We start from the raw sequence: 12,116 nt of genomic DNA on the forward strand, positions 1-12,116 counted from the left end.
CAGGCTGTTTTTCCTTAATTCAGAAACAGGAGGACGGCGAGCACCAGCACGGCACCCCCGGCAATCGACGTGGCATACCAGCGCACTTGGCCGGTCTCGCTGCTAGCCAGCAAGGCGTTGCCGCCTCGCGCCAGACGCGGAATCAGGCCAATGCTGCGGTCAATCGGGTCACGCCCGAGCAACCGGCAAAGCAACAGGTAAGGCTGCACAAATAGCTTGTCGTAAAGCCAGTCAAAGCCCCAGGCGGCGAACCACCAGGCCGACAGAAAGCGCCCCGGCGCACTCTGCGCCACCGCCGTGGCAAACCGACGCTTGCCGAGGAACAGCAGTGCGGCCAGGACGATGCCGATGATGGCGATGGCACCCGAGGCGATTTCCAGGCTGTGCTTGGCCTCACCGCCGGCATGGCCGACGCTCTGCGGCAACACGCCAGCCAGCGGTGGGCTGATCAGCGCGCCGATAAAGGTCGACAACACAATCAGCGTTACCAACGGCAGCCAGTGGGCGACGCCATGGCCGGCATGGGCTTCGGTCTTCTGCTCACCGTGGAAGGCGATAAAGATCAGGCGGAAGGTGTAGAGCGAGGTCAGGAAAGCACCCGTCAACCCAGCGTAGAGCAGCCATTGGTGGCCGCTGGCAAAGGCCTCCCAAAGAATTTCATCTTTGGAGTAGAAGCCCGCGGTGATCAGCGGCAATGCCGCCAGCGCCGCACCGCCGACAATAAAGCTGGCGTAAGCCAGTGGCAGTTTTTTCCACAGCCCGCCCATCTTGAAGATGTTCTGCTCGTGGTGGCAGGCGTTGATCACCGCACCGGAAGCCAGGAACAGCAGCGCCTTAAAGAAGGCATGGGTCATCAAATGGAAGATCGCCGCGTCCCAGGCCCCTACGCCGAGGGCGAGGAACATGTAGCCGATCTGGCTCATGGTCGAGTACGCAAGGATGCGCTTGATATCGGTCTGCACCAGCGCGGCAAAACCGGCCAGCACCAGAGTAACGCCGCCGACGATGCCGACCAGTTCGAGGATGTCCGGGGTCAGCAGGAACAGGCCGTGGGTGCGCGCAATCAGGTAAACGCCCGCGGTGACCATGGTCGCCGCGTGGATCAGTGCCGACACCGGGGTCGGGCCGGCCATCGCGTCGGCCAGCCAGGTCTGTAGCGGCAGCTGCGCGGATTTACCGACCGCGCCGCCGAGCAGCATCAGGGTGGCGATCCACAGCCAGCTGTCACCTTCCACATACTTCTGCGGCGCCAGCACCATCAGCTCCTGAATATTCAGGGTGCCCAGATGGAGGAACAGAATAAACAGGCCGATGGCCATAAACACGTCGCCGATGCGGGTGACGATAAACGCCTTAAGCGCCGCGTTGCCGTTAGCGCTGTGCTTGAAGTAGAAGCCGATCAGCAGGTAGGAACACAGCCCCACGCCTTCCCAGCCGAAATACAGCATCAACAAGTTATCGCCAAGCACCAGCAGCAGCATGCTGAAGATAAACAGGTTGGTGTAGGCAAAGAAGCGCGAGTAGCCCTCCTCCCCGCGCATGTACCAACTGGCGAACAGGTGGATCAGAAAACCCACGCCAGTCACCACGCCGAGCATGGTCACGGACAAGCCATCCAGATACAGGGTGAAGCTCGGCGCAAAACCTCCGACATTTATCCACTGCCACAACACCTGGGTGAATACGCCGTCTGCCGGCGGGTTGAGGTTGAATTGCACAATCACCCAGGCTGCCGTCAAGGCGGACAGCCCCACTGAACCGACGCCAATCAACGCCGCCAGGCTCTCGGAAATACGCCCACGGGAGAAGGCCAGCAGGAACCAGCCCAGCAGCGGAAAAAGGCACGTCAAAAATAGAAGGTTCATCCGCGCATCTCGCTGGCAGCGTCGACATCGAGGGTGTTGAAGCGGCGATACAACTGCAACAGGATCGCCAAGCCAATGCTGGCTTCCGCCGCCGCCAAGGTGATCACCAGAATAAACATCACCTGACCGTCAGGCTGGGCCCAACGGCTGCCGGCCACAACAAAGGCCAGCGCGGTGGCATTCATCATCACTTCCAGGCTCATCAGCACGAAGAGGATATTGCGCCGCACCATCAGGCCGATCAGGCCGAGGCTGAACAGCACGCCGGCCAGTGCCAGGCCGTGCTCCATAGGAATCGCATTCATGCGGTTGGCTCCTTGGCATCGTGACGACCGAGGTGATAGGCCGCGACCAGCGCGGCCAGCAGCAGCATCGAGGCCAGCTCCACCGCCAGCAGGTACGGCCCGTACAGGGCAATGCCAACGGCTTTCGCCTCGATGGTTTGCAAGCCAATGGCCGCACCGCTCGGCGACTGGAACAACACATAGAGCAACTGCCCCAGCAACAGCGCCGAGAGAATCGCCGGGCCAACCCAGATACCCGGTGTCAGCCACTGCCGCTCCTGCTCGACCGCAGGCGGGCCGAGGTTGAGCATCATCACCACAAACACGAACAGCACCATGATCGCGCCGGCGTAGACGATGATCTCAAGTGCGCCAGCAAAGGGTGCGCCGAGGGCAAAGAAGGTCATGGCTACGGCCAGCAGCGACAGAATCAAATACAACAAGGCATGCACCGGATTACTCGCGGTAATCACCCTGAATGTGGCCGCCACGGCAACGCCGGCGGCGAGGTAGAAAGCGAATTCCATATCCCCCCCTTTAAGGAAGCAGGCCTTTGACGTTGATAGGTTCGGCTTCGTTTTGTGCGGCGCCTTTCGGCTTGCCGGCGATGGCCATACCGGCGACGCGGTAAAAGTTGTAATCCGGGTTTTTGCCCGGGCCGGAAATCAGCAAATCTTCTTTCTCGTAGACCAGGTCCTGGCGCTTGTACTCGCCCATCTCAAAATCCGGGGTGAGCTGAATCGCCGTGGTTGGGCAGGCCTCCTCACACAGACCGCAGAAGATGCAGCGCGAGAAGTTGATGCGGAAGAAATCCGGGTACCAGCGACCGTCTTCGGTTTCAGCCTTTTGCAGCGAGATGCAGCCTACCGGGCAGGCCACGGCGCACAGGTTGCAGGCCACGCAACGCTCTTCGCCATCGGGGTCACGGGTCAGCACGATGCGGCCACGGTAGCGCGGCGGTAGGTACACCGCCTCCTCCGGGTATTGCAGGGTGTCGCGCTTGCGAAAGCCGTGGCTGAAGACCATGGCCATGCTGCGCAGTTGGGTGCCAGTACCGACCAGCACATCCCATATGTATTTGAACATTCTGTGGTTCTCCTTACTGGGCCGTAGCCAGCACAACTGCGCCGGTCACCAGCAGGTTGATCAGGGTCAGCGGCAGGCAGAACTTCCAGCTGAAGGCCATGACTTGGTCATACCGTGGCCGCGGAATCGAGGCGCGCAGCAGAATGAAGATCATGATGAAGAAACAGGTTTTCAGGGCGAACCAGATAAACGGAATCTGTGGCAACAGGCCAAATGGGCCGTGCCAGCCGCCGAAGAACAGGGTTACCAACAGCGCCGAAATGGTGATGATGGCGATGTACTCACCGACGAAGAACATGCCCCATTTCATCCCGGCATATTCAATGTGGTAACCATCGGCCAGCTCCTGCTCGGCTTCCGGTTGGTCGAACGGGTGGCGGTGCGTCACCGCCACGCCGGCAATAAAGAAGGTACAGAAGCCGAAGAACTGCGGAATGATGAACCACAGATTCTCGGCCTGGTAATCGACGATATCGCGCATGTTGAACGAGCCAACCTGAGCGACGATGCCCATCAGCGCCAGGGCCAGAAACACCTCGTAAGACACGGTTTGTGCCGAAGCGCGCAGCGCGCCGAGCAGGGCAAACTTGTTGTTACTCGCCCAGCCGGCAAACAGCACCGCATACACCGACAGACCGGCCATGGCGAAGAAGAACAGGATGCCGATGTTTAGATCTGCCACGCCCCAATTCGGCGTAATCGGGATAATCGCGAAGGCCATCAGCATCGCGGCGAAGGCAATCATCGGCGCCAGGATAAAGATGAACTTGTCGGCAAACGGTGGCGTCCAGTCTTCCTTAAAGAACATCTTGATCATGTCGGCAGCGATCTGAAACATGCCGAACGGGCCGACGCGATTCGGGCCGTAGCGGTCCTGCCACCAACCGAGCAAACGGCGCTCGACAAAGCTCAGCAGCGCACCACAGACCACCACCACCAGCAAAATCACGATGGCCTTGAGCACCGCGATCAGCACGTCCATCACTTCAGGCGTTAGCCAACTCATTGCGCGGCCTCCTCAATACGGCTGACCACGGCCCCGGCAACCTGCGCCGGAATGCCCGGTAAGCCTACTGGCAAACCGATCACGCCAATGGCCAGCTCTTCGGTAACGCGCACGGGCAAGCGCAACGTCTGCCCGGCCACATCCAGACTGAGCAGTGCGCCCTCATTCACGCCCAAACGGTCGGCTTCGGCTTTGGCCAGCAACACATAAGGCGCCGGGATGCGCTCTTGCAGCGGCGCCGCCTTGGCTGAGGTTTCTTCACTGCCAAACAAATGATGCAGCGCGACCACGTGCAGCGTGCCAGGTGCCGGGTTGAAGGCGGCAGGCACGTTAAACCACGGCAGCGCCACGCCTTCAGCGGTCAGCAAGCGCACACCGGGGTCGCCGGCACGCAGGTGGCCGCCGACTTCATCCTGAAACTTGTTCCAGGCCTGCGGCGAGTTCCAGCCTGGCGCCCAGGCGAATGGAATCTGCTGGCGGGCCTCAACGCTGCCGGAATAACCTTCCATGGAGAAGGCAAAGGCCGAGTCCTGATCCTGCGGCTGACGCGGCTCGTGCACGCTGATATTGGCGCGCATGGACGTACGGCCGCTGTAACGGTGCGGCTCACGGGCCAGCTTCAGACCCTTGATGCGGAACGTAGCGTTCGGTGCGGCCTCGCCAATCCGCGCCAGCAGGCTGTTGCTGGCCGCACAGGCGGCGGTGACTTCATCCAGCTGCGTCCAGTCGAGCGGCTTACCCAGCAAGGTGCTGTGCAAGGCATGCAGCCAGCGCCAGCCTTCACGGATAAGAATGCTGGCATCGTAGTAACTTGGCTCGAACACCTGGAAGAAGCGCTGGGCCCTGCCTTCAAAGCTGACCAGGGTGCCGTCGCCTTCGGCAAAACTGGCCACAGGCAGCAGCAGATGGGCTTTCTCGCTAGTGGCGGTGTGCTGATGGTCGGCGACGATCACCACCTCCGCGGCAGCCAATGCGGCATCGACTTTGCCAGCATCGGCGCGGCGATACAGATCGTTTTCCAGCACGATCAGCGCATCGGCCTGGCCCGCCGTGAGCGCCTGCAGCGCGGCATCGACAGAGGTGTCGGCAGAACTTTCACCCAGCAGCAAGGCCAGGCCCATGCTGTTGGCTTCAGGCACGATCAAACTGATGGAGGCGTTTTTCTCACGATTCTTCAGCGCACTGGCGATGTTGGCGGCGGCTTCGATGATGTCCCGGCTGCCCGCTGAGGCTCCGGAAACGATCAGCGGTCGCTTGGCTTCCAGCAACGCCTCGGCAATCAATTCAACCAGTTCGACGACATCGGCATCCAGGCCGAGAACGGCTGGCGCGCTGGCGTCGATGGCGTGAGCCACGGCAAAGCCAATACGGGCCAGATCAACCGGCGCGGCATGCACGCAGGCCTCGGCAATATCATCCAGACGCGTCGTGGTGATACTGGCGATAAACAGGGGATGCAGCGCGTCTTGAGCGACGTTTTGCACCGCCGCCATGTGCCATTCGGCAATCTTCATCGATGCCGCGATTTCAGTGGCCTTGCCCTTCACAGTTTGACGCAGGGCCAGGGCCAGGCGTGCAGCAGTCTGAGTCAGGTCTTCACCGAGGATAAAGACCGCATCGTGCAACTCCACATCACGCAGGGTCGGTACCGGCAATGGCCCGTTTTGCAGGATGTCGCGAATCAGGCGGATATTCTCCAATTCGCCTGCGGCGATACCGCTGTAGAAGTTGGCCTCGCCGACCAGCTCGCGCAGGGCGAAGTTGCTTTCCAAACTGGCGCGCGGCGAGCCGATGCCGATCAGGCGCTTGCCCTTGAGCAACTCGGCGGCTTTATCCAGCGCGGCATCGATGCCTAGTTTGGTATTGCCCAGCGACGGCTGACGCGGACGGTCTTCGCGGTTGACATAGCCGTAGCCAAAACGGCCACGGTCACAGAGAAAATACTGGTTCACATCGCCGTTAAAGCGGTTCTCGATACGGCGGATCTCGCCATAACGCTCGCCAGGGCTGGTGTTGCAGCCGTTGGAACACTCGTGGCAGATGCTGGGGGCGAACTGCATGTCCCACTTGCGGTTGTAGCGCTCGGAATGGGTCTTGTCGGTGAACACGCCGGTTGGGCAGACCTCGACCAAGTTGCCAGAAAATTCACTTTCCAGCGTGCCATCTTCAACGCGGCCGAAATAGACGTTGTCGTGCGCGCCGAATACGCCGAGGTCGGTACCGCCGGCGTAGTCCTTGTAATAACGCACGCAGCGGTAACAGGCGATGCAGCGGTTCATCTCGTGGGCGATAAACGGGCCGAGCTGCTGGTTCTGGTGGGTGCGCTTGGTGAAGCGATAACGACGCTGGTTGTGACCGGTCATCACCGTCATGTCTTGCAGGTGGCAATGGCCGCCTTCCTCACACACCGGACAGTCGTGGGGGTGATTGGTCATCAGCCACTCAACGACGCTGGCGCGGAAGGCCTTGGCTTCTTCATCATCGATGGAGATCCAGCTGTTGTCGGTGGCGGGCGTCATGCACGACATAACGATACGCCCGCGCGTGTCGTGTTCATCGTTGTACTGCTTGACCGCGCATTGGCGGCAGGCGCCGACGCTACCGAGCGCCGGATGCCAGCAGAAGTAAGGGATATCGAGACCCAGGGACAGGCAGGCCTGTAGCAGGTTGTCCGCCCCATCGACTTCGAAATCTTTGCCGTCTACGTGGATAGTGGCCATGGTTAAGGTTTCTTCTTCCCGCCGAAGCGAGTTTGGCTAATGGAATGCTTTTGTCTCCCCTCGCCCTTAGGGAGAGGGGGCGGGGGTGAGGGGCAATGGCACACTGCTGGCCAACTTCCCTCACCCCAGGCGTTACTTATAGGTTCACGGTTTCAGCGCGCCCGGCCGCAGCCGTCGAACTGGCCACACCCGCCTCGAACTCCGAACGGAAATACTTGATCGCACTGCCCAGCGGCTCAACCGCGCCGGGTGCATGAGCGCAGAAGGTTTTGCCGGGGCCGAGAAAATTGACCAGCCCGAGCAGGGTGTCGATGTCCTGCTGAGTGCCTTGGCCACGTTCCAGGGCGCGGAGAATCTTCACGCTCCATGGCAGGCCATCTCGACACGGTGTACACCAGCCGCAGGATTCGCGGGAGAAGAACTCTTCCATATTGCGCAGCAGCGAGACCATGTTGACGGTGTGATCGACGGCCAGCGCCAAGCCGGTGCCCATACGCGTACCAACCTTGGCGATACCCGCCGCGTACATCGACGCGTCCAAATGCTCGGGCAGCAGGAAGCCTGTCCCCGCACCGCCGGGCTGCCAGCATTTCAGGGTGAAACCGTCACGCATGCCGCCGGCGTAATCCTCGAACAGTTCGCGGGCCGAGATGCCGAAAGGCAGCTCCCAAAGGCCTGGGTTCTTCACCTTGCCGGAAAAGCCCATCAGTTTGGTGCCATGGTCTTCACTGCCGGGGCAGGCCAGGGTCTTGTACCAGTCCACGCCATTGCCGATGATCGCCGGCACGTTGCACAGGGTTTCGACGTTGTTCACACAGGTCGGCTTGCCCCACACGCCGACAGCGGCCGGAAACGGCGGCTTGGCCCGTGGGTTGGCGCGGCGACCTTCTAGCGAGTTGATCAGCGCGGTTTCTTCGCCGCAGATATAACGACCGGCGCCGGTGTGCACGATCAGTTCGAAATCGAAACCGCTGCCGAGGATGTTCTGGCCAAGCAGGCCAGCAGCCTTGGCTTCCGCGATGGCGCGATTGAGGTTGGTCGCCGCATCGACGTATTCGCCGCGCAGGAAGATGTAACCGCGATACGCCTTAAGCGCCCGCGCCGAGATCAGCATGCCTTCCACCAACAGGTGCGGCAGCTGCTCCATCAGCATGCGGTCTTTCCAGGTGTTGGGTTCCATCTCATCCGCATTGCACAACAAATAGCGGATGTTCATCGACTCATCCGCCGGCATCAGCCCCCACTTCACTCCCGTGGGGAAGCCGGCGCCGCCACGACCCTTGAGGCCGGAGTCTTTTACCGTTTGCACGATATCGGCTTGAGCCATTTCGCTCAGTGCCTTGCGCGCAGCGGCGTAGCCATTCTTCTGCTGGTATTCCTCCAGCCATACCGGCTGACCGTCGTCACGCAAACGCCAGGTCAGCGGATGGGTCTCTTCGCTGCGGGCAATTGTGTTGGCCGGGCCGATGGAGGTCAGTCGCTTGGCGTTGAAACCTGTCATGAATAAGCCTCCAACAGTTGGCTGACGCTACCAGGGCTGACATCACCGAAGGTATCGTCGTCGATCATCAACGCCGGCGCTTTGTCGCAGTTACCCAGGCAGCAAACTGGCAACAGGGTAAAACGACCGTCCGTGCTGGTTTGGCCGAGGCCGATGCCCAGCTGCTGCTGGATGCTGTCGACCACCGACTCATGGCCTCCGACGTAGCAGGTCATGCTGTCGCACACGCGGATGATGTGCCGCCCCACCGGCTGACGGAATATCTGGCTGTAAAAGGTGGCCACGCCTTCGATGTCGCTGGCGGGAATACCGAGGATTTCGCCAATCGCATCGGCGGCGCCGTCAGGCACCCAGCCACGGGCCTTTTGCACGATTTTCAAGGCTTCGATCGACGCCGCGCGCGGGTCTTCGTAGTGGTGTATTTCATGCTCGATGGCCGAGCGCTCGGCGTCGCTCAGGGCAAAACGGTCAGTCTGAATAAGTGTGCTGCTGTTGGTTGTCTGGATCATGTCAGCGGTCCACGTCGGCCATCACGAAGTCGATACTGCCCAGGTAGGCAATCAGGTCGGCGACCATGCTGCCGCGAATCACCGAGGGGATCTGCTGCAGGTGCGGGAAGCTCGGTGTGCGGATGCGCGTGCGGTAGCTCATGGTGCTGCCGTCACTGGTCAGGTAATAGCTGTTGATGCCCTTGGTCGCCTCGATCATCTGAAAGCTCTCATTGGCGGGCATCACCGGACCCCAGGAGACCTGCAGGAAGTGGGTGATCAGGGTTTCGATATGCTGCAACGTGCGCTCTTTCGGCGGCGGCGTGGTCAGCGGGTGATCCGCCTTGTACGGACCTTCTGGCATGTTGCGCATGCATTGATCGATGATCTTGATGCTCTGGCGCATCTCCTCCACTCGCACCATGCAGCGGTCGTAGGCATCGCCATTGACCGCCAATGGCACTTCAAATTCGAAGTTCTCATAGCCCGAATACGGCCGTGCTTTACGCAGGTCGAAATCGCAGCCCGTGGAACGCAGGCCCGCACCGGTAACGCCCCACTCCAGTGCTTCTTGGGTGTTGTACTGGGCCACACCGATGGTGCGCGCTTTGAGGATGCTGTTTTTCAGCGCGGCTTTTTCGTACTCATCGAGGCGTTTGGGCAACCAGTCAACGAACTCTTTAACCAGCTTGTCCCAACCGCGCGGCAGATCGTGGGCCACACCACCAATGCGGTACCAGGCCGGGTGCAAGCGGAAGCCGGTGATGGCTTCAATCACCTTGTAGGCACGCTGACGGTCGGTGAAGGTGAAGAACACCGGCGTCATGGCGCCGACATCCTGGATATAGGTGCCGAGGAACAGCAGGTGGCTGGTGATGCGGAAGAACTCGGCCATCATGATGCGAATCACATCGACCTTCTGCGGCACGGTAATGCCCGCGAGCTTCTCTACGGCCAGCACATATGGCAGGTTATTCATCACCCCACCGAGGTAGTCGATGCGGTCGGTGTAAGGAATAAAGCTGTGCCAGCTCTGGCGTTCGGCCATCTTCTCGGCACCCCGGTGGTGGTAACCGATTTCCGGCACGCAATCGACGATCTCTTCGCCATCGAGCTGCAGAATGATGCGGAACGCACCGTGGGCCGAGGGGTGGTTGGGGCCGAGGTTGAGGAACATATAGTCTTCATGCTCGCTGCCGCGCTTCATGCCCCAGTCTTCCGGCTTGAAGCGCGCCGCCTCCTCTTCCAGCTGCTGCTTGGCCAGGGTCAGGCTAAAGGGATCGAACTCGGTGGCGCGCGCCGGGTAATCCTTGCGCAACGGGTGACCTTCCCAGGTCGGCGGCATCATGATGCGGGTCAGGTGCGGGTGACCGCTAAAGTGGATGCCGTACAGGTCCCAGACTTCACGCTCATACCAATTGGCGTTGGGCCAGATGCTGGTAATGCTCGGCATATTCAAGTCACGCTCGTTGAGCGCCACCTTGAGCATGATGTCGCTGTTACGTTCCAGCGACATCAGGTGGTAGAACACGGTGAAGTCGGCGCCGGGCAGGCCGCGACGCTGGGTGCGCAGACGCTCATCGACGCCATGCAGGTCATACAGCATGACGTAGGGGCGCGGCAGGTTGCGCAGGAAGGTCAACACCTCAACCAGGCGCTCGCGGGCCACCCACAGCACCGCCATGCCGGTGCGGGTGCTCTGCACGGTAAAGGCTTCAGCGCCAAAACGGGAATTCAGCTCGACAACCACGTCTTGGTCGTCAGCTTTGTACGTCGGTATAGACAGAATGCTCTGTGCAGTCATGGTCTCGGTCGCTATCGGGCGCTATCGGGCAACAGTGTCAGAGGGGGCTCATGCGAGCCCAGGCTCACACTTCGTCGGGGCTACGCAGATTGGTCACGGCGATGCGCTCTTCACGGCGCTGCTCTTTCTGTGACGGCATATCGGCGCGATAAACCCCCTGATCGCCGACCACCCATGACAACGGACGACGCTCCTGAGCGATGGATTCCTGCAGCAACATCAAGCCTTGCAGAAAGGCCTCGGGCCGGGGCGGGCAACCGGGAATATAGACATCGACCGGCAAGAACTTATCCACCCCCTGAACCACAGAGTAGATGTCGTACATGCCGCCAGAGTTGGCACAGGCACCCATGGAGATCACCCACTTGGGTTCCAGCATCTGCTCGTACAGGCGCTGGATGACCGGGGCCATCTTAATAAAGCAGGTGCCGGCGATAACCATGAAATCCGCCTGACGCGGGGAGGCCCGGATCACTTCCGCACCAAAACGCGCAACGTCGTGCGGTGCGGTAAAGGCGGTGGTCATTTCCACATAGCAGCAGGACAAGCCGAAGTTATACGGCCACAGGGAGTTCTTGCGCCCCCAGTTCACGGCGCCATTGAGAACATCCGAGAGCTTGCCCATGTAGATGTTCTTGTGCACTTCATCGTCTAACAGCGGGTCGGAAACCGTCTCCCGCTCGCCGACCGGATAGCGCTCATTAGGCGCATTCGGATCGATCCGAGTAAGTTTGTATTGCATCGCCAAAGCCTCATTGTTTTAGCTTCGCCTGTCGCTCACGACGACCCTGAGGAGCCCAATCGAGCGCCCCGATCCGCCAAAGGTAGACAAGACCTGCCAACAGAATTGCTATAAAGACTGTAGCTTCGATTAGCCCAGCCCAGCCGCTTTCGCGCACCGAGACGGCCCAAGCAAAGAGAAAGAGGGCTTCAACGTCGAAGATCACGAAGAGCATCGCGACCAGATAGAATTTGGCTGACAGGCGCAAACGCGCGCTGCCGACGGGCAACATACCGGACTCAAAAGGTTCGTTTTTGCTGCGGCCCCAGGCTTTGCTGCCCAGTAAGCTGGACAGCCCAAGCATAAAGGCGATGAGCCCGCAGACTCCCAGCAGGAACACAGCAAAAGCCCAGTTATGGGACATGGTCGTTACCGCATCAGGCATGCCGGTACTCCTCGGATAAAAGGAACGGCTTGTATAGTTTTATTGTGGCGAGTGCGAAAGCCCGGCCTGGGTCGCCCGCAAAGTATGGTCGCAATTCTATGCGCACACGTGATTAGTAACTAATTATTTTCTGTTCACAAAGCGACATTAACGCGTAACCAATCGCCAAAACCGTTTCAGCGCTTCGGCCATCCCC

11 protein-coding genes are annotated in these 12,116 nt (G+C 60.3%); all 11 read right to left on the bottom strand.

All coding sequences use genetic code 11. The annotated features are described in order from the left end of the window. Positions 1-14 precede the first annotated feature (14 nt). Entirely contained in the window at positions 15-1,865 is a 1,851-nt protein-coding gene (gene nuoL, locus D8779_RS06465; protein ID WP_136663617.1) for an NADH-quinone oxidoreductase subunit L, read from the bottom strand. Next, a complete protein-coding gene (gene nuoK / locus D8779_RS06470) occupies positions 1,862-2,170 on the bottom strand; it encodes an NADH-quinone oxidoreductase subunit NuoK (protein WP_090240724.1) in 309 nt (102 codons plus the stop codon). Before nuoK ends, nuoL begins: the two co-directional genes overlap by 4 nt. Next, positions 2,167-2,676, bottom strand: a complete 510-nt coding sequence (nuoJ, locus tag D8779_RS06475) for an NADH-quinone oxidoreductase subunit J (protein WP_090240726.1) — start codon at positions 2,674-2,676, stop codon at positions 2,167-2,169. The genes nuoK and nuoJ overlap by 4 nt, the downstream gene beginning before the upstream one ends. Positions 2,677-2,686: 10 nt before the next feature. Further along, positions 2,687-3,235, bottom strand: coding sequence for an NADH-quinone oxidoreductase subunit NuoI (nuoI, locus tag D8779_RS06480; protein ID WP_136663618.1), 549 nt, complete (start codon positions 3,233-3,235; stop codon positions 2,687-2,689). Positions 3,236-3,248: 13 nt separating this feature from the next. Next, positions 3,249-4,241 carry an NADH-quinone oxidoreductase subunit NuoH gene (nuoH, locus tag D8779_RS06485; protein WP_136663619.1) on the bottom strand — a complete coding sequence of 331 codons (993 nt, stop codon included), beginning with the start codon at positions 4,239-4,241 and terminating at the stop codon, positions 3,249-3,251. Next, entirely contained in the window at positions 4,238-6,961 is a 2,724-nt protein-coding gene (gene nuoG, locus D8779_RS06490; protein ID WP_136663620.1) for an NADH-quinone oxidoreductase subunit NuoG, read from the bottom strand. The genes nuoH and nuoG overlap by 4 nt, the downstream gene beginning before the upstream one ends. 136 nt (positions 6,962-7,097) lie before the next feature. After that, entirely contained in the window at positions 7,098-8,462 is a 1,365-nt protein-coding gene (gene nuoF / locus D8779_RS06495) for an NADH-quinone oxidoreductase subunit NuoF (protein ID WP_136663621.1), read from the bottom strand. Next, positions 8,459-8,971, bottom strand: a complete 513-nt coding sequence (nuoE, locus tag D8779_RS06500; RefSeq protein ID WP_136663622.1) for an NADH-quinone oxidoreductase subunit NuoE — start codon at positions 8,969-8,971, stop codon at positions 8,459-8,461. The genes nuoF and nuoE overlap by 4 nt, the downstream gene beginning before the upstream one ends. A 1-nt stretch (position 8,972) precedes the next feature. Beyond that, positions 8,973-10,754, bottom strand: coding sequence for an NADH-quinone oxidoreductase subunit C/D (gene nuoC, locus D8779_RS06505; RefSeq protein WP_136663623.1), 1,782 nt, complete (start codon positions 10,752-10,754; stop codon positions 8,973-8,975). Positions 10,755-10,818: 64 nt separating this feature from the next. Beyond that, the gene (locus tag D8779_RS06510) at positions 10,819-11,496 is read right to left on the bottom strand and encodes an NADH-quinone oxidoreductase subunit B (protein ID WP_136663624.1); all 678 of its coding nucleotides are present in this window, start codon (positions 11,494-11,496) and stop codon (positions 10,819-10,821) included. 10 nt (positions 11,497-11,506) lie between these two features. Next, positions 11,507-11,920, bottom strand: coding sequence for an NADH-quinone oxidoreductase subunit A (locus D8779_RS06515; RefSeq protein WP_090240735.1), 414 nt, complete (start codon positions 11,918-11,920; stop codon positions 11,507-11,509). Positions 11,921-12,116 lie beyond the last annotated feature (196 nt).

The sequence above is a fragment of the Pseudomonas leptonychotis genome (assembly GCF_004920405.1).
Taxonomy (GTDB): Bacteria; Pseudomonadota; Gammaproteobacteria; order Pseudomonadales; family Pseudomonadaceae; genus Aquipseudomonas; species Aquipseudomonas leptonychotis.

Excerpts from the sequence above, each read along its gene's own strand:
- nuoF (WP_136663621.1), bottom strand. The coding sequence starts at position 8,462 with ATGACAGGTTTCAACGCCAAGCGACTGACCTCCATCGGCCCGGCCAAC.
- nuoH (WP_136663619.1), bottom strand. The coding sequence starts at position 4,241 with ATGAGTTGGCTAACGCCTGAAGTGATGGACGTGCTGATCGCGGTGCTC.
- nuoI (WP_136663618.1), bottom strand. The coding sequence starts at position 3,235 with ATGTTCAAATACATATGGGATGTGCTGGTCGGTACTGGCACCCAACTG.
- D8779_RS06515 (WP_090240735.1), bottom strand. The coding sequence starts at position 11,920 with ATGCCTGATGCGGTAACGACCATGTCCCATAACTGGGCTTTTGCTGTG.
- nuoK (WP_090240724.1), bottom strand. The coding sequence starts at position 2,170 with ATGAATGCGATTCCTATGGAGCACGGCCTGGCACTGGCCGGCGTGCTG.
- nuoG (WP_136663620.1), bottom strand. The coding sequence starts at position 6,961 with ATGGCCACTATCCACGTAGACGGCAAAGATTTCGAAGTCGATGGGGCG.
- nuoL (WP_136663617.1), bottom strand. The coding sequence starts at position 1,865 with ATGAACCTTCTATTTTTGACGTGCCTTTTTCCGCTGCTGGGCTGGTTC.
- D8779_RS06510 (WP_136663624.1), bottom strand. The coding sequence starts at position 11,496 with ATGCAATACAAACTTACTCGGATCGATCCGAATGCGCCTAATGAGCGC.
- nuoJ (WP_090240726.1), bottom strand. The coding sequence starts at position 2,676 with ATGGAATTCGCTTTCTACCTCGCCGCCGGCGTTGCCGTGGCGGCCACA.
- nuoC (WP_136663623.1), bottom strand. The coding sequence starts at position 10,754 with ATGACTGCACAGAGCATTCTGTCTATACCGACGTACAAAGCTGACGAC.
- nuoE (WP_136663622.1), bottom strand. The coding sequence starts at position 8,971 with ATGATCCAGACAACCAACAGCAGCACACTTATTCAGACTGACCGTTTT.